Origin of the sequence: Streptomyces antnestii (genome assembly GCF_004005495.1) — a bacterium.
In the GTDB taxonomy this organism is placed as follows: domain Bacteria; phylum Actinomycetota; class Actinomycetes; order Streptomycetales; family Streptomycetaceae; genus Streptomyces; species Streptomyces antnestii.
Genome location: NZ_RZYA01000010.1, coordinates 104,793 through 131,376 on the forward strand (window position 1 = coordinate 104,793; position 26,584 = coordinate 131,376).

At 70.5% G+C, this 26,584-nt stretch carries 29 protein-coding genes; 2 read left to right on the forward strand and 27 right to left on the reverse strand.

The window, feature by feature from the left end:
* Nucleotides 1-11: 11 nt before the first annotated feature.
* The 9 genes from EOT10_RS21560 to rpsB form a co-directional block, all read right to left on the reverse strand.
* Nucleotides 12-1,067: an ABC transporter ATP-binding protein gene (locus tag EOT10_RS21560; protein ID WP_127829922.1), complete on the reverse strand. Its 1,056-nt coding sequence runs from the start codon at nt 1,065-1,067 to the stop codon at nt 12-14.
* Nucleotides 1,067-2,677, reverse strand: a complete 1,611-nt coding sequence (locus EOT10_RS21565) for an ABC transporter permease (RefSeq protein WP_127829923.1) — start codon at nt 2,675-2,677, stop codon at nt 1,067-1,069. The genes EOT10_RS21560 and EOT10_RS21565 overlap by 1 nt, the downstream gene beginning before the upstream one ends.
* A 53-nt stretch (nt 2,678-2,730) precedes the next feature.
* The gene (locus EOT10_RS21570) at nt 2,731-3,807 is read right to left on the reverse strand and encodes a thiamine ABC transporter substrate-binding protein (RefSeq protein ID WP_127830070.1); all 1,077 of its coding nucleotides are present in this window, start codon (nt 3,805-3,807) and stop codon (nt 2,731-2,733) included.
* A 219-nt stretch (nt 3,808-4,026) separates the two neighbouring features.
* Nucleotides 4,027-5,133, reverse strand: coding sequence for a dual-specificity RNA methyltransferase RlmN (gene rlmN, locus EOT10_RS21575; RefSeq protein WP_127829924.1), 1,107 nt, complete (start codon nt 5,131-5,133; stop codon nt 4,027-4,029).
* A gap of 80 nt (nt 5,134-5,213) precedes the next feature.
* Complete coding sequence (locus EOT10_RS21580; RefSeq protein WP_127829925.1) at nt 5,214-6,347, reverse strand: phosphatidate cytidylyltransferase; 1,134 nt, start codon at nt 6,345-6,347, stop codon at nt 5,214-5,216.
* 7 nt (nt 6,348-6,354) lie between these two features.
* Nucleotides 6,355-6,912, reverse strand: coding sequence for a ribosome recycling factor (gene frr, locus EOT10_RS21585; protein ID WP_127829926.1), 558 nt, complete (start codon nt 6,910-6,912; stop codon nt 6,355-6,357).
* A 124-nt stretch (nt 6,913-7,036) separates the two neighbouring features.
* The gene (gene pyrH / locus EOT10_RS21590; RefSeq protein ID WP_127829927.1) at nt 7,037-7,810 is read right to left on the reverse strand and encodes a UMP kinase; all 774 of its coding nucleotides are present in this window, start codon (nt 7,808-7,810) and stop codon (nt 7,037-7,039) included.
* A gap of 209 nt (nt 7,811-8,019) precedes the next feature.
* Nucleotides 8,020-8,856 carry a translation elongation factor Ts gene (gene tsf / locus EOT10_RS21595; protein WP_127829928.1) on the reverse strand — a complete coding sequence of 279 codons (837 nt, stop codon included), beginning with the start codon at nt 8,854-8,856 and terminating at the stop codon, nt 8,020-8,022.
* 93 nt (nt 8,857-8,949) lie between these two features.
* Nucleotides 8,950-9,861 carry a 30S ribosomal protein S2 gene (gene rpsB, locus EOT10_RS21600; RefSeq protein WP_127829929.1) on the reverse strand — a complete coding sequence of 304 codons (912 nt, stop codon included), beginning with the start codon at nt 9,859-9,861 and terminating at the stop codon, nt 8,950-8,952.
* 275 nt (nt 9,862-10,136) lie between these two features.
* Between rpsB and EOT10_RS21605 the strand changes: the two genes are divergently transcribed.
* The gene (locus EOT10_RS21605; protein ID WP_127829930.1) at nt 10,137-10,724 is read left to right on the forward strand and encodes a M23 family metallopeptidase; all 588 of its coding nucleotides are present in this window, start codon (nt 10,137-10,139) and stop codon (nt 10,722-10,724) included.
* Here the strand turns inward: EOT10_RS21605 and EOT10_RS21610 are convergent.
* From EOT10_RS21610 to proS, 18 genes are all read right to left on the reverse strand, one after another.
* Complete coding sequence (locus EOT10_RS21610) at nt 10,678-11,235, reverse strand: TetR/AcrR family transcriptional regulator (RefSeq protein ID WP_127829931.1); 558 nt, start codon at nt 11,233-11,235, stop codon at nt 10,678-10,680. The two genes, EOT10_RS21605 and EOT10_RS21610, sit on opposite strands and share 47 nt — an antisense overlap.
* 129 nt (nt 11,236-11,364) lie before the next feature.
* Nucleotides 11,365-12,201 carry an RNA polymerase sigma factor WhiG gene (gene whiG, locus EOT10_RS21615; protein WP_127829932.1) on the reverse strand — a complete coding sequence of 279 codons (837 nt, stop codon included), beginning with the start codon at nt 12,199-12,201 and terminating at the stop codon, nt 11,365-11,367.
* A 348-nt stretch (nt 12,202-12,549) separates the two neighbouring features.
* Nucleotides 12,550-13,695, reverse strand: coding sequence for a DNA-processing protein DprA (gene dprA, locus EOT10_RS21620; protein WP_127829933.1), 1,146 nt, complete (start codon nt 13,693-13,695; stop codon nt 12,550-12,552).
* A 92-nt stretch (nt 13,696-13,787) separates the two neighbouring features.
* Entirely contained in the window at nt 13,788-15,407 is a 1,620-nt protein-coding gene (locus EOT10_RS21625) for a YifB family Mg chelatase-like AAA ATPase (RefSeq protein ID WP_127829934.1), read from the reverse strand.
* Entirely contained in the window at nt 15,407-15,790 is a 384-nt protein-coding gene (locus EOT10_RS21630) for a YraN family protein (RefSeq protein ID WP_127829935.1), read from the reverse strand. The genes EOT10_RS21625 and EOT10_RS21630 overlap by 1 nt, the downstream gene beginning before the upstream one ends.
* A 129-nt stretch (nt 15,791-15,919) precedes the next feature.
* Nucleotides 15,920-16,228 (reverse strand): DUF2469 domain-containing protein, encoded by a 309-nt coding sequence (locus EOT10_RS21635; RefSeq protein ID WP_003965949.1) that lies wholly within the window; start codon nt 16,226-16,228, stop codon nt 15,920-15,922.
* A 55-nt stretch (nt 16,229-16,283) separates the two neighbouring features.
* On the reverse strand, nt 16,284-16,805 hold the full coding sequence (locus EOT10_RS21640) for an NUDIX hydrolase (protein WP_127829936.1): 522 nt from the start codon (nt 16,803-16,805) through the stop codon (nt 16,284-16,286).
* Nucleotides 16,795-17,550, reverse strand: coding sequence for a signal peptidase I (gene lepB / locus EOT10_RS21645; RefSeq protein WP_127829937.1), 756 nt, complete (start codon nt 17,548-17,550; stop codon nt 16,795-16,797). Before lepB (EOT10_RS21645) ends, EOT10_RS21640 begins: the two co-directional genes overlap by 11 nt.
* Before the next feature lie 59 nt (nt 17,551-17,609).
* The gene (gene lepB / locus EOT10_RS21650; RefSeq protein WP_189491902.1) at nt 17,610-18,599 is read right to left on the reverse strand and encodes a signal peptidase I; all 990 of its coding nucleotides are present in this window, start codon (nt 18,597-18,599) and stop codon (nt 17,610-17,612) included.
* Nucleotides 18,487-19,605 carry a signal peptidase I gene (lepB, locus tag EOT10_RS21655; RefSeq protein ID WP_127829938.1) on the reverse strand — a complete coding sequence of 373 codons (1,119 nt, stop codon included), beginning with the start codon at nt 19,603-19,605 and terminating at the stop codon, nt 18,487-18,489. Before lepB (EOT10_RS21655) ends, lepB (EOT10_RS21650) begins: the two co-directional genes overlap by 113 nt.
* The gene (lepB, locus tag EOT10_RS21660; protein WP_127829939.1) at nt 19,598-20,305 is read right to left on the reverse strand and encodes a signal peptidase I; all 708 of its coding nucleotides are present in this window, start codon (nt 20,303-20,305) and stop codon (nt 19,598-19,600) included. Before lepB (EOT10_RS21660) ends, lepB (EOT10_RS21655) begins: the two co-directional genes overlap by 8 nt.
* 45 nt (nt 20,306-20,350) lie before the next feature.
* The gene (gene rplS, locus EOT10_RS21665) at nt 20,351-20,701 is read right to left on the reverse strand and encodes a 50S ribosomal protein L19 (protein WP_127829940.1); all 351 of its coding nucleotides are present in this window, start codon (nt 20,699-20,701) and stop codon (nt 20,351-20,353) included.
* 132 nt (nt 20,702-20,833) lie between these two features.
* Nucleotides 20,834-21,655, reverse strand: a complete 822-nt coding sequence (gene trmD, locus EOT10_RS21670; protein ID WP_127829941.1) for a tRNA (guanosine(37)-N1)-methyltransferase TrmD — start codon at nt 21,653-21,655, stop codon at nt 20,834-20,836.
* Complete coding sequence (gene rimM, locus EOT10_RS21675; protein WP_127829942.1) at nt 21,655-22,242, reverse strand: ribosome maturation factor RimM; 588 nt, start codon at nt 22,240-22,242, stop codon at nt 21,655-21,657. The genes trmD and rimM overlap by 1 nt, the downstream gene beginning before the upstream one ends.
* Before the next feature lie 101 nt (nt 22,243-22,343).
* Nucleotides 22,344-22,583 carry an RNA-binding protein gene (locus EOT10_RS21680; protein WP_014176063.1) on the reverse strand — a complete coding sequence of 80 codons (240 nt, stop codon included), beginning with the start codon at nt 22,581-22,583 and terminating at the stop codon, nt 22,344-22,346.
* A gap of 2 nt (nt 22,584-22,585) precedes the next feature.
* On the reverse strand, nt 22,586-23,026 hold the full coding sequence (rpsP, locus tag EOT10_RS21685; RefSeq protein WP_127829943.1) for a 30S ribosomal protein S16: 441 nt from the start codon (nt 23,024-23,026) through the stop codon (nt 22,586-22,588).
* Between the two features lie 211 nt (nt 23,027-23,237).
* Entirely contained in the window at nt 23,238-23,834 is a 597-nt protein-coding gene (locus EOT10_RS21690; RefSeq protein ID WP_127829944.1) for a hypothetical protein, read from the reverse strand.
* Between the two features lie 193 nt (nt 23,835-24,027).
* Nucleotides 24,028-25,443: a proline--tRNA ligase gene (proS, locus tag EOT10_RS21695; protein ID WP_127829945.1), complete on the reverse strand. Its 1,416-nt coding sequence runs from the start codon at nt 25,441-25,443 to the stop codon at nt 24,028-24,030.
* Between the two features lie 233 nt (nt 25,444-25,676).
* On the opposite strand from proS, the gene EOT10_RS21700 reads away from it, so the two are divergent.
* Nucleotides 25,677-26,579 carry an SAM-dependent methyltransferase gene (locus tag EOT10_RS21700; RefSeq protein ID WP_127829946.1) on the forward strand — a complete coding sequence of 301 codons (903 nt, stop codon included), beginning with the start codon at nt 25,677-25,679 and terminating at the stop codon, nt 26,577-26,579.
* The last annotated feature ends 5 nt before the right edge of the window (nt 26,580-26,584 follow it).

The window sequence follows — 26,584 nt, forward strand, 5'->3', positions numbered from 1 at the left end:
ACGGAGGCCGTCTACGCGGGCGACGCGCCGTCCAGCACCACGATCTCCGCCGCGTCGAACGCCACGCCGACCTCCTCCCCGGGCTCCGGCGCGTCCCGCAGCGCGCACGCCGCCTCGAGCCGGGGAGCCTCCGTCGCCTGGAGGTGCACGGCGACATGGGTGCCGCGGAAGGTGCGCGTGGTGACCGTGCAGGTCAGCTGCGCGTCGGCGGGCGGCACGAGGCGTACGCCCGCCGGCCTGACGAGGATCTTGGCGCGGCCCTGCGGGGACCCCGCGGGGACGGGAACCTTGCCCCAGGGCGTGTCGGCGGCCTCGCCGGCGACCGTGGCGTCGACCACGTTGTCGAAGCCGAGGAAGCGGGCCACGAACTCGTCGGCCGGGTACCGCCACACGTCAAGTGGCGTGCCGGACTGGGCGATCCGGCCGTCCCGCATCACCACGACCCGGTCGGCGAGCGCGAAGGCCTCGCCCTGGTCGTGCGTCACGGCGAGCACGGTCGTACCCAACTCGCCGAAGAGTTCCCTCAGTTCGACGACGAGCCGCTCCCGCAGCGAGCGGTCCAGCTGGCCGAGCGGCTCGTCGAGCATGAGGAGGCGGGGGCGCGGCGCGAGGGCTCTGGCGAGGGCGACGCGCTGCTGCTCACCTCCGGACAGCGAGGCGACGGCGCGCCGCTCGGCCCCCGGCAGCCCGACGAGCTCCAGCAACTCCCGTACGCTGCCCTGCTGTTCGGAGCGGGCGGCGCCGTGCATGCGCAGCCCGAAGGCGACGTTGGCGCCCACGTCGCGCTGCGGGAACAGCTGGTGGTCCTGGAACATGAGGCCGACGCCTCGCCGGTGCGCGGGCACGCCCGCCTGATCGCGGCCGTCGAGGAACACGCGGCCCCCGTCGAGCCCCTGGAGCCCGGCCACGACCCTCAGCAGGGTCGACTTGCCGCTGCCGCTGGGGCCGAGCACGCACACGATCTCGTGTTCGGCGACCTCCAGACCGACCCGGTCGAGCGCCGCGTGCGCGTTCCTTGACGGGCCGCCGAAGCGTACGGTCGCGTCGTCCAGGGTCAGCAGGGCCATCAGAACTCCCCCGTCGTGCGGTCCGTGCGGATGCGTTCGAGCAGCAGCAGCGACACCGCGCACACCACCATGAGAATCGTCGAAAGGGCCATCGCCTGGCCGTAGTTGAGGTCGCCGGCGCGACCGAGGAGCCGCGCCACGGCGACCGGCAGGGTCGGGTTGTCCGGGCGGGCGATGAAGACGGTCGCGCCGAACTCGCCGAGCGACACGGCGAAGGCGAACCCGGCCGCGATCAGCAGCGCCCTGCGCACCATCGGCAGATCCACCTCGCGCCAGGCCCGCAGCGGCGAGGCGCCCAGGACGGCGGCGGCCTCGCGCAGGCGTCCGTCGACCGCGCGCAGGACCGGCAGCATGGTCCGTACGACGAAGGGCACGCCGACCAGGGCCTGGGCGAGCGGGACCAGGATCCAGGTGCCGCGCAGGTCGAGGGGCGGCTTGTCCAGGGTGATCAGGAATCCGAAGCCGACGGTGACGGCCGAGACGCCGAGCGGGAGCATGAGGAGCGCGTCGAAGCCGCGTACGAGACGGCCAGATCTCCGGGTGAGGGCAGCGGCTGCGAGGCCGCCGATCACGACGGCGATGGCGGTCGCGGCGAGCGCGTACTGGAGGGAGTTCCCGATCGCCTGGATCGGGGGCACCAGGAACGCGCCGCTGTCGGACGAGGTCAGCGCCTTGTAGTAGGCGAACCCGAAGCCGTCGGGCCCCTGGAAGGACCGCTGGATCAGCACGCCGAGCGGCAGCAGGATCAGCACCGCGACCGTGGCGACGACCCCGCCGAGGAGCGCCCACTGGCCCGCGCCGCGCGGGCGCCGGGCGGTGTGCGCGGCGTCGACGAGGCGCAGCGCGCTCTCCCGGCGCCGCACGCTCCACGCGTGCACGGCGAGGATGACCCCGACCGCGGCGAACTGCACGATCGTGAGGACGGCGGCCGTGGAGAGGTCGAAGATCTGCGCGGTCTGCCGGTAGATCTCCACTTCGAGAGTGGAGAACGTCGGACCGCCGAGGATCTGGACCACGCCGAACGACGTGAAGGTGAAGAGGAAGACCATCAGCGCGGCGGCCGCGACGGCGGGCCCGAGCGCGGGCAGCGTCACCGTGCGCCAGGCGGTCCAGCGGGAGGCGCCGAGCATGCGCGCGGCCTCCTCCTGCCGCGGATCGAGCTGGGACCAGAGGCCGCCGACGGTGCGCACGACGACGGCGTAGTTGAAGAAGACATGGGCGAGCAGGATCGCCCACACGGTGGTGTCGAGGCGCACGCCCCACAGCTGGTCGAGCAGTCCCCCGCGGCCGACGAGCGCCAGGAACGCCGTGCCGACGACGACGGTCGGCAGCACGAACGGCACGGTGACGACCGCCCGCAGCACCTGCTTGCCCCTGAAATCGAAGCGCGCGAAGACGTACGCGCCGGGGAGCGCGATCAGCAGCGTGAGCGCCGTCGAGGCGAACGCCTGCCAGGTCGTGAACCACAGGACGTGCCGGATGTCGGACTGCCCGAGCACGTCGGTGATCCGCCCGAACTGCCAGTGGCCGCCCGTCTTCAGGCCGCGGGCGACGATCGCCACGACCGGGTAGGCGAAGAAGAGCGCGAAGAACACGGCGGGCAGGGTCATCAGACCGAGCCGCGCCGCGCTCCCGCCGCCTCGGAAGTCCCGCTTCCGGGGCGCTACTTCAGTACGAGTGAGGTCCACGTCTTGACCCACGCGTCACGGTTGCCGGCGATCTTCTTCGGCGCCATGGTCTCCGGCTTGTCCACCTTCACCGCGTACTTGGCGTAGGAGGCGGGCAGCGCCGCGTCCTTGGTCACCGGGTCCACGAACATGTTCAGCGGCATGTCCTGCTGGAACTCCCTGGTGAGCAGGAAGTCGAGGAACGCCTTGCCGCCCTTCGTGTTCTTCGCGTTGCTCAGCAGGCCCGCGAACTCGGTCTGGCGGAAGCAGGTTCCGGCGGCCACCCCGGTCGGCGCGGTCTTCGGCTGCGGGTCCGAGTAGATCGCCTCGGCCGGCGGGGAGGACGCGTACGACACGACGAGCGGCCGGTCGCCGCCCGCCTTCTTGCCGCCGGCGCTGCCGGAGAACTCCTCGTTGTACGCCTGCTCCCAGCCGTCGACGACCTTCACGCCGTTGGCCTTGAGCTTCTTCCAGTAACCCTGCCAGCCGTTGTCGCCGTACTGCGCGGCGCTGCCGAGCAGGAAGCCGAGGCCGGGCGACGACGTCGCCACGTTCTCCGTGACGAGGAGGTTCTTGTACGCCGGCTTGGCCAGGTCCGCGAAGGAGGCGGGCGGCGTCAGCTTGTGGTCGGCGAAGTACTTCTTGTCGTAGTTGACGCAGATGTTGCCGGTGTCGATCGGGGTGACCCGGTGCTTGTCCTTGTCGAGCTGGTACTCCGCCCGGACCTGGCCGAGACCCTTGGCCTCGTACGGCTGGAAGAGGCCGTTGTCGAGGGCGCGCGAGAGCAGCGTGTTGTCGACGCCGAAGAAGACGTCGCCCTGCGGGTTGTCCTTGGACAGGATCGCCTTGTTGACGGCCTCGCCCGCGTCACCGTCCTTGAGGACCGTGACCTTGTAGCCGGAGCTCTTCTCGAAGTCCTTGAGCACGCTCTTGGAGACGGCCCACGAGTCGTGGCTGACGAGCGTGACCGTCTTGGAGTCCGCCTTCGCGGAACCGGAACCGGATCCGCCGCACGCCGAGAGCGTGACGAGGCCGAGGCCGGCCGCCACGGCGACGGCCGTGGCCCTGCTGATGGTGCTCACTTAGGTTCCCTCCTGGGTGACCAGGAAGAGACGCGGCCCTGCCCGGGGACCTTCGAGGCCTCCCGGGCAGGGCACAACAGCTTGAGCGGCGACCGAACTTCCTACCCAGAATGACCTGGGCGAGGTTCAGAGGGTCTGCGGCCGATGCCGCACTCTCAGCGCTGTGGCGCTCCCCTGTCGGAATATGAAGATGTACGTACGGCAGCCAGGTTACCGCTCGGTGGCGGCGAGCTGACCGCACGCCCCGTCGATCTCCTGGCCACGGGTGTCGCGGACGGTGACCGGCACGCCGTGGGCCGCGATGGCCTCGACGAAGGCCTTCTCGTCCTCGGGGCGCGAGGCCGTCCACTTCGAGCCCGGTGTCGGGTTCAGCGGGATCAGGTTGACGTGGACGCGCTTGCCCTTGAGGAGGCGGCCCAGCCGGTCACCGCGCCACGCCTGGTCGTTGATGTCCCGGATGAGCGCGTACTCGATGGAGATGCGGCGGCCCGACTTCTCGGAGTACTCCCACGCCGCGTCGAGGACCTCGCGGACCTTCCAGCGCGTGTTGACCGGGACGAGGGTGTCGCGCAGCTCGTCGTCGGGCGCGTGCAGCGAGACGGCGAGACGGCACTTGAGGCCCTCGTCGGCGAGGCGGTGCATGGCCGGCACGAGTCCGACGGTCGAGACGGTGATCCCGCGCTGCGAGAGGCCGACGCCGTCGGGCTCGGGGTCGGTGAGCGCGCGGATGGCGCCGACGACCCGCTTGTAGTTGGCCAGGGGCTCGCCCATGCCCATGAACACGATGTTGCTCAGGCGGGCGGGCCCGCCCGGGATCTCGCCGTCGCGCAGCGCGCGCATGCCGTCGACGATCTGGTGCACGATCTCGCCCGTCGACAGGTTCCGGTCGAGGCCGGCCTGTCCCGTGGCGCAGAACGGGCAGTTCATCCCGCAGCCCGCCTGCGAGCTGATGCACATGGTGACCCGGTCCGGGTAGCGCATCAGGACGGACTCGACGAGCGTGCCGTCGAAGAGCCGCCACAGCGTCTTGCGGGTGGTGTCCTGGTCCGTCGACAGATGCCGGACGACCGTCATCAGCTCGGGAAGCAGCGCCTCCTGCAGCTTGCCGCGCGAGGCGGCGGGGATGTCGGTCCACTCCGCGGGGTCGTGCGCGAACCGCGAGAAGTAGTGCTGCGACAGCTGCTTGGCGCGGAACGGCTTCTCACCGATCGCGGCGACGGCCTCCTTACGCTCGGCGGGCGAGAGGTCGGCGAGGTGCCGCGGCGGCTTCTTGGCTCCGCGCGGGGCGACGAAAGTGAGTTCTCCGGGCTTAGGCATAACTCCTCAAGTGTCGCAGACATACGACGACGGGCCCGCCGCCCTGTGGACAACGAGCCCGTCACATACATCCGCGCAGGTCAGCCGGCCCCGACGAAGATCACCAGCAGCAGCCACACCACCGGCGCCGTCGGCAGCAGCGAGTCCAGGCGGTCCATGATGCCCCCGTGGCCCGGGAGCAGCGTGCCCATGTCCTTGATGCCGAGGTCGCGCTTGATCATCGACTCGCCGAGGTCGCCGAGCGTGGCACTGGCCGCGACCACGAGGCCGAGCACCAGGCCCTGCCACCAGGCGCCGCCGTCGATGAGGAACTGCATGCACAGCGCGCCCGCCGCCATCGCGAACGTCACCGCGCCGACCAGGCCCTCGCGGGTCTTGCCGGGGCTGATGCGCGGGGCGAGCTTGTGCTTGCCGAAGCGCCAGCCGATCGCGTACGCGCCGGTGTCGCTGACGACCGTCAGGAGCAGGAACGTCAGGACGCGCTGCGGCCCGTCGTCCGCGGTGAGCATCAGCGCCACGAACGTCGCGAGGAACGGCACGTAGAACGCGGCGAAGACACCGGCCGTGACGTCCCTGAGGTAGCCCTCCGGGGGCTCCGTCATGCGCCAGACCATGACCGCGAGCGCGGTGAGCGCCATCGCCACCCAGGCGCCCTCGGTGCCGCGGACGTAACCGGCGACGACCATCGCCGCGCCGCCGACCGCGAGCGGCACGAGCGGCGCCTTGATGCCCTTGCGCTCCTCGAGCCGCGAGGTGAGCTCCCACAGGCCGACGACGACGGCCACCGCTATCACGCCGATGAACACGGCCTTGACGATGAACAGCGAGGCGACGATCACCGCCCCGAGTCCGACGCCGACTCCTATGGCTGCCCCGAGGTCACGGCCCGCACTCTTCTTCGGCTGTGCGGGGGCGGGCTGTGCGGCGCTTGGCATGGGCTCCTGCCGACTCTCGTGCTGCTGCGCCTCGTGCGGCGTCTCGTGCGTCTCGCTGAAGAGGGGACCGCTCGGCCGAGCAGCCCCCCGATCGTCGTCCTGGCCACCGCCACCGGCGGGTACGTCGGGCATTTCGGGCACGATGGGCATGGGCCGAGTCTCCTCAACCGCATGCTGTTCGTACGCGGGACCCGCCGGGGAAGCCCCCTGGGAAGGCCCCTGGTCGGGCGGCCCCCAGTACCCGGCTCCGGTCGGCGCTCCCCAGGAAGAGTCGTTCACGGATTCCTCAGACCTCGAGAAGCTCGGCTTCCTTGTGCTTGAGCAGCTCGTCCACCTGCGCGACGTACTTCGCGGTGGTGTCGTCGAGCTCCTTCTCGGCGCGACGGCCCTCGTCCTCGCCGATGTCGCCGTCCTTGATCGCCTTGTCGATCGCTTCCTTGGCCTTGCGGCGGATGGAGCGGATCGAGATCTTGGAGTCCTCGGCCTTGGTCTTGGCGACCTTGATGTACTCCTTGCGGCGGTCCTGGGTCAGCTCCGGGAACGTCACTCGGATGATGTTGCCGTCGTTGCTCGGGTTGACGCCGAGGTCGGAGTCGCGGATCGCCTGCTCGATGTTGCGCAGCGCGCTCTTGTCGAACGGGGTCACCACGGCCATCCGCGGCTCGGGCACCGAGAACGAGGCCAGCTGGTTGATCGGGGTCAGCGCGCCGTAGTAGTCCGCCACGATCTTGTTGAACATCGCCGGGTGCGCACGGCCGGTGCGGATCGCGGCGAAGTCCTCCTTGGCGACCACGACGGCCTTCTCCATCTTCTCCTCGGCCTCGAGGAGGGTCTCTTCGATCACCACTTGCTCCTGCGTGTCTTGAGTGAGGCCCGGCATGCGCCCTGGGCGGCCGGCTGCGTCGTGTGTCTTTCCTGCACGGTGTCCGACCGGCAGGACATTGTCCATCCCCTGGCGGGGGGAGGGGTCAGGCCCGCGTTCCGTGGTCGCCCACGAGCGTGCCGATCTTCTCACCCTTGACGGCTCGCGCGATATTGCCCTCGGCGAGCAGTTCGAAGACGAGGATGGGCAGCTTGTTGTCGCGGCACAGGGTGATCGCGGTCATGTCGGCGACCTTGAGGTCGCGGGTGATGACCTCGCCGTAGCTGAGCGCGTCGAACTTCACCGCCTCGGGGTTGGTCTTCGGGTCGGAGTCGTAGACCCCGTCCACCCCGTTCTTACCCATGAGCAGCGCCTCGGCGTCGATCTCGAGGGCGCGCTGGGCGGCGGTCGTGTCAGTGGAGAAGTACGGCATGCCCATGCCGGCGCCGAAGATGACGACGCGGCCCTTCTCCAGGTGGCGCACGGCGCGCAGCGGGATGTACGGCTCGGCGACCTGGCCCATGGTGATGGCGGTCTGCACGCGGGAGTCGATGCCCTCCTTCTCCAGGAAGTCCTGGAGGGCGAGGCAGTTCATGACGGTGCCGAGCATGCCCATGTAGTCGGAGCGGGCCCGGTCCATGCCGCGCTGCTGGAGCTCGGCGCCACGGAAGAAGTTGCCGCCGCCGATGACGACGGCGATCTGCGCGCCGTCCCGTACGACGGCGGCGATCTCACGGGCGATCTTGTGCACCACGTCGGGGTCGACACCCAGCCCCCCGCCACCGGCGAACGCCTCGCCGGACAGCTTCAGCAGAAAGCGCCCCGCGCCTTTGCCGTCGTCGCTCTTCTCGCCCTTGTCGGCCTTGGTGGTGGTGGTCATGGTGTTCTCGCCTCTTTACTTGGCACACATACAAAGAAGGCCATTGCCGGTGGGGTGTGTTCGCATCCCATGCTCGGCAATGGCCTCCTCGTCACATCTGCGGTCGCCGGTCGCGCACGCGCGCGGTGGCGGCGTACGCGGGCGACTGCTTCGACCCTACTGGGATCTCGTCGACCCTAGCGGTGTCTTCCGGCTGTCGCGGTACGGACTCAGATGCCGACCTTGATGCGCGAGAAGCGCTTCAGGGTGACACCGGCCTCGTCCAGGACCTTCTGCACGGACTTCTTGTTGTCCAGCGCGTACGGCTGGCCGAGGAGGGTGGCCTCCTTGAAGAAGCCGTTGACGCGACCCTCGACGATCTTCGGGAGCGCGGCCTCCGGCTTGCCCTCGGCGCGGGTGGTCTCCTCGGCGACGCGGCGCTCGGACTCGACGACCTCGGCCGGGACGTCCTCCTTGGAGAGGTACTTCGGCGCGAAGGCGGCGATGTGCTGCGCGATGCCCTTGGCGAGGTCGGCGTCGGCCTTGTCCAGCTCGACCAGAACACCGATCTGCGGGGGCAGGTCGGGCATGGTGCGGTGCATGTACGCGGTGACGAACGCGCCGGAGAACTGCGCGAAGCGGTCGAGGACGATCTTCTCGCCGAGGTTGGCGTTGGCCTCGTCGACGTAAGCCTGGACGGTCTTGCCGGGCTCGATCTCGGACGCGAGGAGCGCCGCGATGTCGGCCGGGTTCGTCTTGGCGGCGTGGGCGGCGAGGGAGTTCGCGACGGCCTGGAACTTCTCACCCTTGGCGACGAAGTCCGTCTCGCACTTCAGCTCGAGGATGACACCGGAGGTGTTGTCGTCGGCGATGAGGGAGACCACGGCGCCGTTCTCGGCGGAGCGGCCCTCGCGCTTGGCGACGCCCTTCTGGCCCTTGATGCGCAGGGCCTCGACGGCCTTGTCGACGCTGCCGTCGGCCTCGTCGAGCGCCTTCTTGCAGTCCATCATGCCGGCGCCCGTGAGCTCGCGGAGCTTCTTGACGTCAGCGGCGGTGTAGTTCGCCATGATCCTGAAATTCTCTCTCGAAGTCTGGAAGATCTACGGGTGAACGGCGGGGGCCGACCCGGCCCCCGCCGTCAACTACCGAACCTGTGAGGGTCAGGCCTGCTCGGCGTCCGCGGCCGGAGCCTCGGTGGCCGGAGCCTCGGCGGCAACCTCGGCCTCGGCGTCGGCGACCTTCTCCGTCTCGGCAGAGGTCTGGACCTCGGCCTCGGCGGCCTTCTCGTCCTTCTTGTCACCCTCGAGCAGGTCGCGCTCCCACTCGGCGAGCGGCTCGCCCGCGGCCTTCTCGCCCGGCTTCTGGTCGCCCGTGGCGGCACCGGAGCGGGCGATGAGGCCCTCGGCGACGGCGTCGGCGATCACGCGGGTGAGCAGGGTGACGGAGCGGATCGCGTCGTCGTTGCCCGGGATCTTGTAGTCGACCTCGTCGGGGTCGCAGTTGGTGTCGAGGATGGCGACGACCGGGATGTTGAGCTTCCGGGCCTCACCGACCGCGATGTGCTCCTTCTTGGTGTCCACGATCCAGACGGCGCTGGGCACCTTGGACATCTCGCGGATACCGCCGAGGGTCTTCTCCAGCTTGGCCTTCTCGCGGGAGAGGACGAGCAGCTCCTTCTTGGTGAGGCCGGACGCGGCCACATCCTCGAAGTCGATCTGCTCGAGCTCCTTGAGGCGCTGCAGACGCTTGTAGACGGTCGAGAAGTTGGTGAGCATGCCGCCCAGCCAGCGCTGGTTGACGTAGGGCATGCCGACGCGGGTCGCCTGCTCGGCGATCGCCTCCTGCGCCTGCTTCTTCGTGCCGACGAACATGACCGTGCCGCCGTGGGCGACGGTCTCCTTGACGAACTCGTAGGCGCGGTCGATGTACGACAGCGACTGGAGCAGGTCGATGATGTAGATGCCGTTGCGCTCGGTGAAGATGAAGCGCTTCATCTTCGGGTTCCAGCGACGGGTCTGGTGACCGAAGTGGACGCCGCTCTCCAGCAGCTCCCGCATCGTGACGACGGCCATGGCCGTACTCCTTGGGTTCTCGGTTGCCGCGACCGCAGGATTGCTGTCGCGCCTGACGCCCCGCGCGCTGTGCCACGAGGGACCGAGGAGCGCGGACACCGTCACGAATGAACTGGTGTTGGGGCGTGCGAAGTCGATCCGGTGACCCGGATCGCCATCAGAAGTGTACGGGACCCACGGGGTGCCGGGTGACGCCGCTGTCCACAACCGGTCGGTAGTCCACAGTTCCGGTCCATGATCCCCGCGCAGCGCGCCGGAAGAGGACCGTTCGGTGCATGCGACTGATGCTGATGCTGACGATGACCGCGGCACTCACGGGCCTTGGGGCGCCACTCCCGGTGCCCGCCGTACTCCCGGTGCCCGCCGTGGGCGGAGCCTGGCCGGTGAGGACAAGGCCCCCGATCGTACGCGGCTGGGTCCCGCCGGCGACGGAGTACGGGGCGGGCCACCGCGGGGTGGATCTGGCCGCGCCCGTCGGTTCCCCCGTCAGAGCGGTGGCCCCCGGCCGGGTGTCCTTCGCCGGCCGGGTGGCGGGCAGAGGAGTCGTGGCCGTGGAACTGTCGGACACCGGCGAACCACCCCTGCGGACGACGTACGAACCGGTGACGGCTTCCGTGAAGGAGGGCGAGACGGTGACGTCGGGCGAGGCGGTGGGGACCCTTGAGCCCACGACGGGCCACTGCGGGCCCGCCTCCTGCCTGCACTGGGGCCTGCTCCGGGGAAAGGTGTATCTGGACCCGCTGTCCCTGCTGCCGCCGTGGCTGCTGCGCCGGGGGCCGTCCCGCCTGCTGCCGGTCCCGCCCGCGGAGCTGTGGCTCAGCCTCGAACGCCCCGCAGGGCCATACTCACGGCCGCTTCCGTGATCGCCGCCGGGTCCTCGGCCGCGCCCAGTTCGATCCGCCGGACCGCCGCGTCCACGACCCCCTGAAGGAGCATCGCCGCGAGCCGCGGCTCCTCGTGGCCCATCTCGCCGAGCGCCTCGACGATCATCGCGACCAGGCCGCCGTGCGCGGCGCGGATCTTCTCGCGGGCCCCGGAGTCCAGTTCGCTCGCCGAGATGGCGACGACGGCCCGGTGACGCCGGTCCCCCACCAGCGAGAGCTGTTCCCGCACGTACGCCTCGACCTTGCCCTCGGGATCGGCGGCCCGCTCCATCGCGGCGGAGACCTCCGCCGCCCACACGGGAAAGTCGACCTCGCAGAGCTCTTGCACGACGGCGGCCCGCGAGCGGAAGTACTCGTACACGGAGGACCGGGCGAGCCCGGTGCGTTCGGCGAGCGCGGGGAAGGTCAGCGCCTCCGTCCCGCCCTCGGACAGCAGGGTGCGCGCCGCGTCCAGAAGGGCGCCGCGCTGCATCGACCGGTGCTCGGCCACTGAGGCCGCTCGAATCCTTGGCACGTCACCACTTTACGGACGGGACGCGCGCCGCGGGAGTCGTCCCGCCTGTGCACCGCCCCACGCTCACCGGCAGGGACGATTCCGCGCCGCGGGCGTCGCGGGCCGTCAGCGGCGGAAGCTCGCCAGCTTCGCGCGGAGCTGGAGGACGGACTTGGTGTGGATCTGACTGACGCGGCTCTCGGTCACCCCGAGTACGTTGCCGATCTCCGCGAGGGTGAGGCCCTCGTAGTAGTAGAGCGTCACCACGGTCTTCTCGCGTTCCGGCAGCGTGTTGATCGCCCGCGCGAGATAGCGCCGCAGCTCGCGGTCCTCGGCGACCTCGACGGGGTTGTCCGCGGCCTGGTCCTCGAGCGTGTCCATGAGGCTGAGGCGGTCGCCGCTCTCACCGCCGGCGTGCAGCAGTTCCTCGAGCGCCACGACGTTCGCGAGGGACAACTGACTGAAGACCGCATGCAGTTCCTCGACCTTGATGCCGAGCTCCGCGGCCACCTCGCTCTCCGAGGGGGTCCGTCTCAGCTGCGCCTCGAGGGTGGCGTAGGCCCGCTCCACATTGCGCGCCTTCTGCCGTACGGAGCGCGGAATCCAGTCGAGCGCCCGGAGTTCGTCGATCATGGCGCCCCGGATCCGGGTGATCGCGTACGTCTCGAACTTGATCTCGCGCTCGATGTCGAACTTCTCGATCGCGTCGATCAGTCCGAAGACCCCTGAGGACACGAAGTCGGCCTGTTCGACATTGGGCGGCAGGCCGACGCTGACGCGGCCCGCGACGTACTTGACCAGCGGCGAGTAGTGCAGGATGAGCTGCTCGCGCAGCCGCCCGTCGCCCGTCGCCTTGTACGACCTCCACAGCTCCTCGAGCGACGAGGGAGCCGGAGGCCGCACGCTGCCACGGGCGGCGGGGGGAACCGCAGCCCGGTCAGACCCGGAGGTGTGCTGGGGCATTCGTCGCCTTGTGCCGTTCTGCCGTGGACTGGGGATGTGGGTGCCTGGCGCGGGACTGGTGCGGAAGGTCCCGAGTTGCCTGTCTGATGTTCGGTTACCGATCTGGTCGTCGTTGTTCTTCTTCGCCGGACTGATTCCGGATTGAACGGAACGAGCCGGAATCCTGGTGAGCGTAGCGTGACTGGAGAGTCGCAGTGTGCGAAGGCTATGGGATCGCACGTGCGCAGATACGTTCCGTTGGGCGACTTGCACGGCCGTGTCCGTCGCTGTACGTGACGGGCCCGCATCGCCAACACCCCGTAATGCCAAGGGCTTCGGCCCGTCATCCGGACGGCGCAACACCCTCCGTCACTGATCGTCCCCTTCGGGCAAGACAGGCTGGATCGCCTGGCGTGTCAACTGCCAGCCGTCGCCAAGTCGTTCGACGAACCCCAGTGAGCGCAGTTCGTACAACCTCCCGATCGCGTCGTCGACTCCGGTGCCCGCGGCCCGGGCGACGTCCCCGGCCCCGACCGCGCCGCGCGAGGGCAGCGCGGCCAGGACGGCGGCGGCGCCCGGCGCGAGCAGGTCGTGCGGCAGGACGGGGCCTCGGCGCGGCGGCGCCAGCTCCCCCATGTCCCCGACCAGCTCCATGACTTCCGCCGCATCGGTGACGAGAACGGCTTCCCCGCGTAGCAGTTCGTGCACCCCGGCGGAGCGGGTGCTCGTGACCGGTCCGGGCACCCCCATCGTGTGACGGCCGAGCCGCTGCGCCCAGCGCGCCGTGCCGAGCGCTCCGCTGCGGTAGGCGGCCTCCACGACGACGGTCCCCCTGGTCAGAGCGGCGATCACGCGGTTGCGGAGGATGAACCTGCTCCGTGTCGGATGATCACCAGGCGGCAACTCCGCGATGACGAGCCCCTGTTCCGCGATCCGCTCGATCAACTCGATGTGACCACGCGGGTAGGGCCGGTCGACGCCGCACGCGAGGACCGCCACGGTGGCGCCGCTCGCCCCGAGCGTTCCCCGGTGGGCGGCCGCGTCCACCCCGTACGCGCCGCCCGACACGACGACGCTGCCGCGCTCCGCGAGCCCCGCGCCGAGACTCGCCGCGACGCGCGCCCCGTAGTCCGTGCAGGCCCGCGCCCCCACGACCCCGACGGAGCGCAGCGCCCACATCCGCAGGGACGGCCGCCCTCGCACCCACAGGGCGACGGGGCGCGCGTCACCGAGATCGTCCAGCTGGGCCGGCCACTCGGTGTCCCCGGGACACACGAGCCGCGCGCCCACTCCCGCCGCCAGCTCCAGATCCCGCTCGGGCCGCACATCGGCCGCTCTGGCCCGCAGCCCCGCCCAGCGCCCGTCACTCACCCCGGGCAGAGGCGCCCCACCCCCGACGACCCGCCGCACGACCTCCTCGGCCCCGAACTCCCGCAACCACCGCCCCACCACCTCGTCACCGGGCTCCACGATCCGGGTCAACGCGGCCCGCGCGAGCCGAGCCCCGTCACCCACCCCTGGCCCCTCGGAAACCCCTGCCCCACCGACAACTTCTGCCCCCACAAAAACTTCTGCCCCATCGGAACCTCCTGCCCCCTCCGAACCCCTCACGCCGGCCCCCCGATGGCCATGGCCACTCCGCGCGAGATCCCGGTGCGCAGCTGGAGCGCGAGTGCCACGTCCTGTGCGTGTGGTCGGTCGCGGCCGCAGAGGTCGGCCACGGTCCACGCCACACGGAGTACCCGGTCGACCCCTCGGGCCGTCAGGAAGCCCCGTTCCAGATCGGTTTCGACCTCGTCCATGGCTCCTGGCAGCGCGGGCCACCGCATGCGCAGCGCGTGCCCGGGCACTTCGCTGTTCGTCCGCCAGGGTGTGTCCGCGAGCCGGGCCGCGGCGCGCTCCCGGGCGGCCCGCACCCGCTCGCGGACGACCAGCGTGCTCTCGCCCCGCGAGCCGCTCCCGGACAGTTCCGCGCGGGTGACGGGCTCCACGTCCACCTTGAGGTCGACCCGGTCGAGCAGGGGGCCGGAGAGCCGCGCCTGATAGCGGCGGACCGCCGCCGGCGGGCATTCGCAGCCGCCGCCCAAGAGCGAGTGGTTGCCGCACGGGCAGGGATTGGCGGCCAGGGCCATCAGGAAGCGGGCGGGCAGACGCACCACCCCCGCACTGCGGGCGATGACCACATGGCCCGACTCCAGCGGCTGGCGCAGCGCGTCGAGCGCCCGGCCGCTGAACTCCGGCGCCTCGTCCAGAAAAAGCACCCCTCTGTGGGACAACGACACCGCGCCCGGCCGCGGCATCCCCTGTCCGCCGCCGACGAGCGACTGCATCGTCGCCGAGTGGTGGGGCGCGCAGTAGGGCGCGGCGTCGACCATCGGCTTGCCCGGCGGCAGCATCCCGGCCACCGAGTGGATGGCCGTCACTTCGAGAGCCTCCTCGCGGGTGAGCGGCGGCATGACCAGCGGGAGCCGCTCGGCGAGCATGGTCTTGCCGGCGCCCGGCGGACCTTGCAGGAGCACATGGTGGGCCCCGGCGGCCGCGACCTCGATCGCCGTGCGGGCGGCGCGCTGCCCGACGACATCGGCCAGATCGAGGATGTGGGCGTCGTGCGGCATCCCGGCGAGGCCCGCGCCGAGGCCCTGGCCCGGGATGCTGAGGCCCGCGAGCAGCGGATCGGGGCGTCCCGTCTCGTCCGGCGGCTCGTCCGGGACCGGCTCGTCCGTGAGGACCGCGATGAGCTGGCGCAGGCTCCGTACGCCGAGGACGGAGACGCCCGGGACGAGCGCGGCCTCGCCGGCCGAGCACTCGGGGACCACGACCTGCTCGTACCCCGCGTCGGCCGCGGCGAGGACGGCCGGGAGGATGCCGCGGACGGGCCGGACCCGGCCGTCGAGCCCCAGCTCGCCGATCATCACGACGTCGGCGAGGACCCGCGGGTCGATCCGCTCGGCCGCGCCCAGTACGGCGCTGGCCACGGCGAGGTCGAATCCGCTGCCGCTCTTGGGCACGGAGGCCGGGCTGAGCCCCACGGTGAGTTTCTTCTGCGGCCACTCGCCGCCGGAGTTCACGACCGCCGCCCTGACCCGGTCACGGCTCTCCGACAGGCTCTTGTCGGGCAGTCCGACCAGGGTGAACGCGGCGACCCCTGGCTCGAGGTCGGCCTGGACCTCGACGACGACGCCCTCGACCCCGACGAGGGCCACGGAACACGTACGCGCGAATCCCATCAGGCCACCCCCCGCGCGTGCTCGACGACGGGTGCGCCGCGGGCCGGCAGCAGGACCCCGACCAGATCGATGCGTACGCCGCCGGGTGGCGCTCCCCCGTGTTCCTGCACCCAGCGCTGTGCGAGGTCGCGCAGCCGCTGTGCCTTGACGGGGGTCACCGCGGCCATCGGATGTTCGTAGTTCCCGGCGGGGCCGGTCGCCCTGCGGGTCTTCACCTCGCAGACGACGAGGGCGTCGCCCTCCCGGGCGACGATGTCGATCTCACCGGTCCTGCCCGCGCGCCAGTTGCGCTCGATGACCGTCATTCCGGACTCGGCCAGCCGCCGTGCGGCCAGCTCCTCGCCGTACCTGCCGAGTGCGTTGCGTGCCCTGGACGCGTTCATGTCGGCACCACCTCCGACGCCCACGCTGAGGCATGGGCGCCGAAGAAGTGGATCTTGGTGCACTACTCACGGGTTGTGGACAACCCGGTCACCCGACCCGGCGACCGGAACCCGTCCGAAACTCGTCACTCAGCCACCCGGAAGCTCCAGGTCACTCTTGTTCAGCTCCTCGATATTCACGTCCTTGAACGTGAGTACCCGTACCTGCTTCACGAAGCGTGCGGGCCTGTACATGTCCCAGACCCAGGCATCCGCCATGGACACCTCGAAGAAAACCTCACCCTGGACCGAGTGCACCTGCATCTCGTAGTCGTTGGTGAGATAGAAGCGCCGTTCGGTCTCGATCACATATTTGAACAGACCGACGACGTCGCGGTACTCCCGGTAGAGCTTCAGCTCCATCTCGGTCTCGTACTTCTCGAGGTCCTCGGCGCTCATGGCATGTTCCCCTTCAGCCGTGCGTCCCCCTATTGTGCGTCAGCCCCGCGGGCCTCTAGACGATTTCCGTGTCGAGGACTTCGGGGCGACTCGGGGGACCCTCGTCGAGCAGCCGTCGCAGCAGCCCGGCGAGCCTGGTCGGATACACCGTCTCATGTGCCTCGGTCAGTTCCCGGCACGTCCACCAACGTGCTCCGGCGACACTGCGCCGCTCCAGGTCCGTCAGGCCCTCGCCGACGATCTCCGCCTCGGCCACCGCCGCGGTCGTACGGGCCAGGAAGAACCACTCGTGCTGGTCCCAGCGCCGGCCGGCGAACGGGAAGGAGCAGGTGCGCTCCCACAGGACCGGGCCGAGCTCGACGTCGGTGATGCCCGTCTCCTCCGCGAGCTCGCGCAGCGCGGCCTGCTCATGGGTCTCGTCGCCCTCCAGGCCGCCTCCCGGGGTGAACCACCAGTCGTCGGCGGTGTCCCCCGGCTCGTGCCCATGCAGCAGCAGTACGCGGTCGTCGGGGTCGAGCAGGACGACCCGTGCGACCTTGCGCGGCTCCCGGCCGATGCCGGTCGGTTCAGCCTGCAAGGGCCCGCTCCCGCTCCGAGGCGCCCGCCCGGCCGCGGCTGCGGCCCGAGCGCTTGGCGATCGGCCCGTACGCGGCGCCGCCGAGCACCAGGACCGCGCCCGCGACCACGGCGCCCAGGACCAGCTGCAGGGGGCCCGGCTGCGAGATCCCGCCCGGCAGCGACTCGAAGTTCGTGGGCCGCGCGAGCATGCCGTTCATCGGCCAGGCCACGGCGTCGACCCGGGCGGCCACCGCGCTGCGCGGCACCGTGCCATGGTTCGAGTCGCCGATGTGCACGCTGGAGTCGAGGGAGCCGCTGCGCTCGTCACCGAGCAGGAACAGGCGTCCCTCGGGGACCGTGGTGGACGGGATACCCGTGGCCGAAGCGCCCTGCCCCTTGGGGAGATACGGTTCGTCGATCTGCTTGCCGTTGACCGTCAGCTTGCCCGCCTGGCAGCAGGCGATCTTGTCGCCGCCGACACCGACGACGCGCTTGACCATGGGCATGTCGCCCCAGGTCGCGTCCGTGAAGACGACGACGTCGCCGCGCTTCACCTCACTGCCGTCGATCCGCTGTGCGAGGACCCGGTCACCCGCTCCGATCGTCGGCGTCATCGACTCGGTGGGCACGGTGTACGGCTGGTACACGATGGCGCCCCACACGAACCCGCCCAGGAACAGCACACAGCCGAGGGCCACGGCCAACCCCGACAGCGTGCTGCCGAGCCGACCCTGGCCCTCGTCCGTACGATGTGTCCTGCTCATCCCAGTTGCTCCCCGCCTCGGAGATTCGCCGTGGAAGATCGGCGATCTGGGACGGCACCCTACCCGGCGGTGTTCGCCTCAGAAACCCGGGTGTTCCCCTGGGTAAGCCGGCGCCTGCGCCAGAGGACGAGCGGTGCGGCGCCCGCGAGCCCGAGCACGCCCGGAGCCGCGCCCATCGCGGTCTTGACGCCCGGCTGGTCGAACGTGTCCGGCACCGGCAGCGTGGCCCAGCGAGTGGGCGGCCAGGCGACGACGATCGCACGGCCCACGACGTTGTCCACGGGGACGAAGCCCTGGTGGCTGTCCTGCTGGTGGTACCGGGAGTCCATGGAGTCCTGGCGGTGGTCGCCCATGACCCAAACTTTGCCGATGGGCACGGTCACCTTGAACTTGCCGCCCATGTTGTCGTCGCTGCACGGGGTGTTCCCGGCGTAGACGTAGGGCTCGTTCAGTGCCTTGCCGTTGACCTTGAGCGGGCCGGTCCCGTTGCACTCGACGGTGTCGCCGCTGACGCCGATGACCCGCTTGATGAGGTCCTTCTCGTTCGTGGACGGCATGAGGCCGATCCAGCCGAGGACGCGCTGCACCGGGTTCGGCTCGGCCGTCGGCTCGTCCTTCAGCCAGCCGTCCGGGTCGTGGAAGACGATGACCTCGCCGCGCTCCGGCTCGGCGCCGAACCACGGGGTCAGCTTGTCGACGAGCACCCGGTCGCCGATCTGCAGGGTGTTCTCCATCGAAGCCGACGGGATCGAAAACGCCTGGACCAGGAACGTCTTGATCACCAGCGCCAGGACCAGCGCGATGACCACGAGGAGCGGAAGCTCCTTCCAGAAGGAGCGGGGCTTCTTGGGAGCCCGCCCTCCGGCCCTGCTCCCGCCGCCCGAACCGCCCGCACCGCCGCCCGGGCCACCGCCGGGTCCTTCACCGTCCATGTCGTCACTCTCGAGGTTCACAGCGCCCGTCGCGGCCCGTCCCGCTCCGTCGTCGGACCGCCCGGGCTGCTCGTCGGGCCCATGCCCTGACCGTGCGCCGACCGCCAAGTCCCCCACATCCACTCCTCACTCCGTGCCGCTGCCTGTCCCATACGCGATGCAGGCCCACCACTCCCATAACGAGCGGGAGTTCCGCAGGGCTCGGGAGAGGGATCAATCCGTTCAGATCCGCGGGGGCCACCCTATGCGACCGCCGCGGGGCTGCGACCGCCCCGTTCTGCGCGTCGGCCACCGAGGCGTACGTGTCCGGCTCCTTCAGCATCCGCCAGTGACCGACCGGCCAGGCGATCACGCGGGCCCGGCCCACCACCGACTCCTCCGAGACGGTGCCGGCGAACGCCTCCGTGCGGTGGAAGCGGGAGTCGGCCGAATTCGAGCGGTGGTCACCCAGCACGAACAGACGCCCCTTCGGCACCTTGACCTCGAAGTCGAACTTGGAGGGCACGTCACCGGGATGGATGTACGGCTCGTTCAGAGGCGTCCCGTTGACCGTGATCCGGCCCTGCTTGTCGCAGCACTTGACGGTGTCGCCGCCGACCGCGACGACCCTCTTGATGAGGTCGCGTTCGTCGTCGGACGGCAGAAGGCCGATCCAGGTGAGACCTTCCTTCACCTGCTTGACGCCGACGGGCGCGTCCTTCTTCGTGCCCTGTTCCTGTTCCAGCCACTTGCCGGGGTCCTTGAAGACCACGACGTCGCCGCGGTGCGGCTTCGCGCCGAACCACGGAGTGAGCTTGTCGACGAGGACCCGGTCGCCGATCCGGATCGTCTGCTCCATGGAGCCCGACGGGATCACGAACGCCTGGACGAGGAACGTCTTCAGGACGAGTGCTATCAGCAGCGCCACGCCTATGAGGAGAGGGATCTCCTTGATCGCGGAACGCTGTCGGCGCCGCTTGACCTTGCGTGCCAGTTTCCGCCGCTCCGCGCGGCCCGGCAGCGCGGGCTCGCCGGCGCGACGCGTCCCGGTGGGCAGACGGGTGTCGCCACCTGCGCGACGCCTCCCGCCCGGCCGGCCCGTGTCGCCGCCCCCGCGGGAAGGAGCGCGTCCGCGGTTACCCATGGGCACCGCCGGGTGCGGGCACGCGCGCGTAGACGTCGTCACGGGACAGGGAGCCCCAGTGGCCCGTCGGCCAGGCGATCCACCGGGCCTCGCCGATCACCGAGCCCACGGGGATCATGCCGCCGCCGGGCGCGCCCAGGTAGTCGCGTGAGTCCCGGGAGTCGCCCCGGTGGTCGCCGAGCAGGAAGAGGGTGCCGTCGGGCACGACGAGGTCGAAGGGGACCGCCGAGGGGGCGTTCCCGGGGTACAGGATCGCGAGCTCGTCCACGGGTTCGCCGTTCACCGCGATCCTCCCCCTGCTGTCGCAGCAGACCACATGGTCTCCCCCCACGCCCACGACCCGCTTGATGTAGTCGGCGTCGCCGAAGTAGCCGGTGCCGTCGAAGACCACGACGTCACCCCGCTGCGGCTCGGCACCGAAACGGTACGCCACCTTGTTTACGAGAACGCGGTCCCCGGCCCTCAACGCGGGCTCCATGGAACCGCTGGGGATCTCGAACGGCTGCATGACGAAGACGCTCACGACGAGCAGGAGAACGAGGCAGAGCAGCGCCGACAGGGTCAGGCGGCCGCCGGGCAGCAGGGACACCACGTCCGGCAGAAACGCGGAACGCGACCGCTCCTCCTCCCCCTCGTGATCAGAGTGATCGGAGGGGTGGGAGGGGCGGTCGCGTTCCGTCGGCTGTGCTTGGGTGTCCATCGAGGCCAGATGCTATCCGGCCCCGCTGTGACGCCGTGCGCGAGCTCAGTTGTCGCGCTTCTCCTTGATCTTCGCGGCCTTGCCGCGCAGCTCACGGAGGTAGTACAGCTTGGCGCGACGGACGTCACCGCGGCTGACGAGCTCGATCTTCTCGAAGATCGGGCTGTTCACCGGGAAGGTGCGCTCGACGCCGACGGAGAAGGAGACCTTGCGGACCGTGAAGGTCTCGCGGACACCGGCGCCCTGGCGGCGGATGACTACGCCCTTGAACTGCTGCACACGGGAGCGGTTGCCCTCGATGACGCGGACGTGGACGTTGACGGTGTCACCCGGGCGGAAGGCCGGGATGTCGCTGCGCAGCGACGCGCTGTCGACGGAGTCGAGCAGGTGAGACATGATCGTCTGCTTTCTTCACCGATGCCACAGGTCATCGGCGGGATCTTCGAAATGAGGATTCGGTAGCTGATCGCGTCGGGCGGACGTCGTTCCCCCTGTGGCAGGGGCGCACGCTGGACGTACAGCAGCGGCCTATTCTTCCACGGCGTCGGGGTCTCGCCCAAATCGGCCGTCGGGACCCGGCCGCCAGCCCAGGATGGAGAGCATCTCGCGGTCCTTCTTGTCGAAGGCCGAGGGATCGCAACGCTCCACGAGGTCGGGCCTGTTGCGGGTCGTGCGCCGCAGCGCCTCGTCCCTGCGCCAGCGCGCGATCTTGCCGTGGTGGCCGCTCAGGAGGACGTCCGGGATGCCCTGGCCGCGCCACTCGGGGGGCTTGGTGTACACGGGCCCTTCGAGGAGGTTGGCCATGGCGCCGGGAGCGAACGAGTCGTCCCGGTGGGACTCCGCGTTGCCGAGGACGCCGGGCAGCAGCCGGGCGACGGCCTCCGTGATGACGAGTACGGCGGCCTCACCGCCGGCGAGCACGTAGTCGCCGATGGACACCTCGTAGACCGGCATACGGGTCGCGTACTCGTCGATGACGCGGCGGTCGATGCCCTCGTAGCGCGCGGGCGTGAAGACCAGCCAGGGGCGCTCGGAGAGCTCGACGGCGAGCTCCTGGGTGAAGGGGCGTCCGCTGGGCGTGGGGACGACGAGGGCGGGGCCGTGGGACCCGTTCTCGTAGCCGTCGGCGAGCACGTCGTCGAGGGCGTCACCCCAGGGCCCGGTCTTCATGACCATGCCGGGTCCGCCGCCGTAGGGGGTGTCGTCGACCGTGTTGTGCCGGTCGTACGTCCACTCCCTGAGGTCGTGCACCCGTACGTCGAGCTGCCCGCGCGCGCGTGCCTTGCCGACGAGAGAGACGTTCAGCGGGTCGAGGTACTCGGGGAAGATCGTGACGACATCGAGCCGCATCAGACGTCTCCCGCCTTGTCGTCGCCCGCCTTGCCGGCTTCCGCGGGGCCGTCGTCCCGGGTGGAGACGATCTCGGCGCGGTCGTCGATGAGGCCGGGCGGCGGGTCGATGATCGCCCGCTGCTCCTCCAGGTCGATCTCGGTGACGATCTCCTCGACGAAGGGGATCATCACCTCGCTGCCGTCGGGGCGCTCCACGATGAACAGGTCCTGCGAGGGCAGGTGCGAGATCTCGGTGATCCGGCCGACCTCGACGCCGTCCACGGTGACCACGTCCAGGTCCATCAGCTGGTGGTCGTAGTACTCGTCCTCGTCCTCCGGCAGTTCCTCCGGGTCGACCTCGGCGATGAGGAGGGTGTTGCGCAGCGCCTCGGCGCCCGTACGGTCGCGTACGCCCTCGAAACGCAGCAGGAGGCGGCCGCTGTGCACGCGGCCGGTCTCGATCGTCAGCGGCCCGACGGAGGCGGGGTCGGTGGCGAGCACGGCACCGGGGCCGAGCCGCAGCTCGGGCTCGTCGGTGCGTACCTCGACGGTGACCTCGCCCTTGATGCCGTGGGCGCGGCCGATGCGCGCGACTACCAGCTGCACGTGAACAACTCTCCTGTCATACGGCCACGGGCCGGGGACGGCCCTGAGGCCCTCCCCGGCCCGAGCCGGTGCTTCATGTGTCGCCGAACCGTTGGTCCGGCTCAGCGAACCTGGTCCACGTCGACGAGGTCGACGCGGACACCGCGGCCGCCGATGGCGCCCACGACGGTACGCAGGGCGCGCGCGGTGCGGCCGTTACGGCCGATCACCTTGCCGAGGTCGTCGGGGTGGACCCGGACCTCGAGTACGCGTCCACGGCGCAGGTTGCGCGAGGCGACCTGCACATCGTCGGGGTTGTCGACGATGCCCTTCACGAGGTGCTCAAGAGCCTCCTCGAGCATGCTCAGGCCTCGGTGGACTCGGTGGACTCGGCCGCCGGGGCCTCGTCCGCCTTCTTGTCAGCCTTCTTGGCCTTCGGGGTGATGGCCTCGCCCTTGGCGTCGTCGCCCTCGAGACCCTTGGTGAAGGCCTCGAACGCGGCGCGCTTGTCCTTGGGCTCCGCGACGAGCAGCGGCGCCGGGGCCGGAAGGCCCTTGTGCTTCTGCCAGTCACCGGTGAGCTTCAGGATGGCCATGACCGGCTCGGTCGGCTGGGCGCCGACGGAGAGCCAGTACTGGGCACGCTCGGAGTTGACCTCGATGCGCGAGGGGTTCTGCACCGGGTGGTACAGGCCGATCTCCTCGATGGCCCGGCCGTCACGGCGGGTACGGGAGTCGGCGACGACGATGCGGTAGTGAGGCGAACGGATCTTGCCCAGACGCTTCAGCTTGATCTTGACTGCCACTGGAGTGGTGTCTCCTGGTCTTGACGTGGTTGGGCACAACGGGATGCCACGTGGGGTTGCGGTACTCGGAGTGCCCGATGGACGCGTCAGCCGGAGGCGAGAGGGTTCCTGTGCGGCTGTCGAGTACAGCTGTTCATTGTGCCATACGTCGCCGGTGCGGCCGAACGGGGTCCGGCCACCTCACCGCAGGTCCCACCCCCACTCGGGGACCTCACCCGACGCCGGCGCCGACGGCTTCCGGGATGCGGAACGGCTTGCCGCAGCCGCCGCAGACGATGGGTGCCTGGGCGAGCACCGAGGGCACCACGCGCACATTGCGCCCGCAGTCGCAGACCGCCTTGACGCGGACGCCGCCCCCGGAGGAGCCGTGCCGCGCGGCCGGGCCGCGGAAGCTGCGCTTGGTGTCCGCGGCCGTGGCCGCGGTGTGCGCCTTGAGGGCGCCCTTGAGCCGCTCGATCGTCTGCCGGTAACGCTGCTTCGCCTCGGGGTTGAGCGTGACCAGTGAGAAGCCGCTGCTCGGATGCGGCTCCTCGGGGTGGTCGAGGCCCAGCTCCTCGGCGATGGCGAGGAATCTGCGGTTGTGGTACCGGCCGGCGCGGGAGGTGTCGCGTACACCTCGCGCGGCGGCGATGCCATGGACTGCCTCATGGAGGAGTCGCTCGAAGGAGAGCTCGTGTCCGCAGGCGGACGACGACTCCCCGATCAGGGATTCGGGCGCGGCTAGATCTGGCAGCTCGGGGTGGTGCCGCTGAATGTCGGCCCACGCCTGTGCCAGCTCTGCGGCGAGAACAGGTGGTGTCGTGCTCACGTCGTGACAACGAGCCGGGATGCCTCTGTGTTCCTATTCCGGGCCATCCCAAATAATTTGCACGTACCCGTCAGTTGCCGCTCATGCGTCCGGACGAGGGCGGGTGCGCTGATCTGCGGAGAAGCCTCACAGCTCACACCAAGGTGGTACGTAGGCGTACGTACGCCCCGGAGGGGAGCCGCCGTGCGGTGGCTCAGTACGCGCGTGCCACGACCGCGACGTTACCCGGCGCGTCGTCCGCGTCCGGCACCGCCCCGTCCTCGGTGACCAGACACCGTACGGAGACGGAGTGCTCGGCGAGTGCGGCCTCGCCCGCCTCGCCGAGGGTGGCCCACGGGATGCGCGCCCAGCCTCCGGCGGTGGCGGCCTCCACGGCCTCGTCGACCGTGGTCACCTCCGCCGTGCGGGACTCGCGGCGCTCGCGGGCCTGCTTCAGGAGCAGTGCCTGGTCCTCCTCCAGGACGGTGGGCAGCAGTGCGGCGAGCCTGTCGACGGCGATCGCCTCCTTGCCCCCAGGAATGCGCCGGGCCAGCATCGCGGTGCCGTTCGCCAGGTCGCGCGGGCCGATCTCGACGCGTACGGGCACTCCCTTGAGTTCCCAGTCGACGGCGCGGCGGCCGAACGGGGTGTCCGTGCGGTCGTCGACGTGGACGCGGATTCCGGCCGCCCTCAGCGCGTCGCCGATCTCATGGACCTTGGCCAGCACCGCGTCGTCCCCCTTGATGGCGAGCACCACGACCTGGGTGGGTGCCAGCCGGGGCGGGATCCTCAGGCCGTTGTCGTCGCCGTGCATCATCACGAGGGCGCCGATCATGCGGGTGGTCGAGCCCCAGGAGGTCTGCCAGACCAGTTCCTGCTTGCCCTCCTTGGACAGGTACTGGGTGTGGAAGGCCCTGGCGAAGTTCTGGCCGAGCTCGTGGCTGGTGCCCATCTGGAGGGCCTTGCCGTCGGCCATCATGCCTTCGAGCGTGAGGGTGTTGATCGCGCCGGCGAAGCGCTCATGGGCGGTCTTGCGGCCGAGGACGAGGTCCATGGCGAGGACGTTCTCCATGAAGTCCGCGTACACGTGCCGGTGGACGCGGGCCGCGAAGTCGCGGGCCTCCTCGTACGTGGCGTGCGCGGTGTGCCCCTCCTGCCAGAGGAACTCCGTGGTGCGCAGGAAGAGGCGGGGGCGCAGCTCCCAGCGCACGACGTTCGCCCACTGGTTGATGAGGAGGGGCAGGTCGCGGTAGCTCTGCACCCACTTGGCGAAGTACTCGTTGACGATCATCTCGGAGGTGGGGCGGACGACGGCGGGCTCCTCCAGCTCCTTGCCGCCGCCGTGCGTGACCACGGCGAGCTCGGGGGCGAACCCCTCGATGTGCTCGGCCTCCTTGTGGAGGTGGGACTGCGGGATCAGGAGCGGGAAGTACGCGTTCTGGGTGCCCGTCTCCTTGATCCGGGCGTCCATGTCCTGCTGCATCCGCTCCCACAGGCCGTAGCCGTACGGTCGGATGACCATGGTGCCGCGCACCGGACCGTTCTCGGCCAGTTCGGCCTTGCTGACGATGTCCTGGTACCAGCGCGGGAAGTCCTCCGCCTGAGGCGTGAGAACGGGTGTCTTGGCCATGGCGCGCATGCTACGGCGCGGTTACGCCCGATCAGCAATCATTTTTCCCCCGGACAGCCGCCCGACGTGGGCCCGCGCGCGGCATCCGCACGCCCTGCCGAACACCCCCTAGACGCGGCGGCGGATGGGGAGTTCTCTGGCATACGGGGGAACGGGGAGCGCACGTGTACGGGGGCGGACGAACCGCAGGAACACGCCACGGCAGTAACTCTCGGCGGATTGGGGCGCTTTCGATGACACCTACGCTCGTGCGACGGCACCGCTCCCACGCGGGGCGCGTGCCCTCCGTGGACCGGTGTGCACGCGCGCGTGACTGGGCGGAGATTCAGGAACGGATGCTGGTCCCGCTCTACGAAGCGGTCTACGAACGACTGGAGGTCGGCGGCGCGGCCGGCACCCGGCTCCTCGGCCTCGGCTGCGGCTCGGGGCTCGCCCTCCTGATGGCGGCGGCGCGGGGCGCGGCGGTCACCGGTGTCGAGGCGGCCGCGCCCGAGCGGCTCGCGCTCGCCAGAGAGCGTCTCCAGGGCGAATCCCTCCAGAGCGAGTCCCTCCAGGGCGACCGGGCCGATGCGTGGGGCACGCGCGCGCGTGGAGGCGCGCGACTGGTCGAAGGGGACCCTGCGGACGCGGTGGGTCCGGGCGATCCGCCGTTCGACCTGATCACCGCGTTCCAGCCGGTCGGCGGCACGGCGGGTGACTCCGAAGGGCTCTGCGCGCTCCTGGAGTCGGCCGCGCCGCTGGCCGAGCGGGGCGCTCCCGTGGTGCTCGCCGGGTGGGGGCCGCCGGAGCGGTGTGCGACGTCGTCGGTCCTGCGGGTCGCGACGAAGCTCGCGGATCCGCTGCGCGGCGCGGGGAGTTGGCGGCCGGCGCTGCGCGACGACCTGGAGGAGATCACGCACCGGGCCGGTCTGAGGCCGGACGGTTCGGGCCGGGTCGCCTGTCCGTTCGGGTACGCGGACATGGACAGCGCGGTGCGGGGGCTGCTGTCGACGGGCCTGTTCGACGCGGCGATCGGCGCCACGGACCCGGCCCAGGTCGAGAAGGAGATGACGGAGGCACTGCATCCGCATCAGCGGCGGGACGGGACGGTGTGGATGCCGAACGTGTTCCGCTACGTGATCGCGCGCACCACGTGACAGCG

Bases quoted from the DNA above. Each gene is read 5' to 3' on its own strand.
- pyrH (WP_127829927.1), bottom strand. From the start codon at position 7,810: ATGACCACCACCACCAAGGCCGACAAGGGCGAGAAGAGCGACGACGGC.
- lepB (WP_127829937.1), bottom strand. From the start codon at position 17,550: ATGAGCAGGACACATCGTACGGACGAGGGCCAGGGTCGGCTCGGCAGC.
- whiG (WP_127829932.1), bottom strand. From the start codon at position 12,201: ATGCCCCAGCACACCTCCGGGTCTGACCGGGCTGCGGTTCCCCCCGCC.
- EOT10_RS21625 (WP_127829934.1), bottom strand. From the start codon at position 15,407: ATGGGATTCGCGCGTACGTGTTCCGTGGCCCTCGTCGGGGTCGAGGGC.
- rplS (WP_127829940.1), bottom strand. From the start codon at position 20,701: ATGTCTCACCTGCTCGACTCCGTCGACAGCGCGTCGCTGCGCAGCGAC.
- EOT10_RS21565 (WP_127829923.1), bottom strand. From the start codon at position 2,677: ATGACCCTGCCCGCCGTGTTCTTCGCGCTCTTCTTCGCCTACCCGGTC.
- lepB (WP_127829938.1), bottom strand. From the start codon at position 19,605: ATGGGTAACCGCGGACGCGCTCCTTCCCGCGGGGGCGGCGACACGGGC.
- EOT10_RS21680 (WP_014176063.1), bottom strand. From the start codon at position 22,583: ATGCTCGAGGAGGCTCTTGAGCACCTCGTGAAGGGCATCGTCGACAAC.
- trmD (WP_127829941.1), bottom strand. From the start codon at position 21,655: ATGCGGCTCGATGTCGTCACGATCTTCCCCGAGTACCTCGACCCGCTG.
- EOT10_RS21700 (WP_127829946.1), top strand. From the start codon at position 25,677: ATGACACCTACGCTCGTGCGACGGCACCGCTCCCACGCGGGGCGCGTG.
- EOT10_RS21605 (WP_127829930.1), top strand. From the start codon at position 10,137: ATGCGACTGATGCTGATGCTGACGATGACCGCGGCACTCACGGGCCTT.
- EOT10_RS21560 (WP_127829922.1), bottom strand. From the start codon at position 1,067: ATGGCCCTGCTGACCCTGGACGACGCGACCGTACGCTTCGGCGGCCCG.
- EOT10_RS21635 (WP_003965949.1), bottom strand. From the start codon at position 16,228: ATGAGCGCCGAGGACCTCGAGAAGTACGAGACCGAGATGGAGCTGAAG.
- EOT10_RS21630 (WP_127829935.1), bottom strand. From the start codon at position 15,790: ATGAACGCGTCCAGGGCACGCAACGCACTCGGCAGGTACGGCGAGGAG.
- tsf (WP_127829928.1), bottom strand. From the start codon at position 8,856: ATGGCGAACTACACCGCCGCTGACGTCAAGAAGCTCCGCGAGCTCACG.
- rpsB (WP_127829929.1), bottom strand. From the start codon at position 9,861: ATGGCCGTCGTCACGATGCGGGAGCTGCTGGAGAGCGGCGTCCACTTC.
- lepB (WP_127829939.1), bottom strand. From the start codon at position 20,305: ATGGACACCCAAGCACAGCCGACGGAACGCGACCGCCCCTCCCACCCC.
- proS (WP_127829945.1), bottom strand. From the start codon at position 25,443: ATGGCCAAGACACCCGTTCTCACGCCTCAGGCGGAGGACTTCCCGCGC.
- rlmN (WP_127829924.1), bottom strand. From the start codon at position 5,133: ATGCCTAAGCCCGGAGAACTCACTTTCGTCGCCCCGCGCGGAGCCAAG.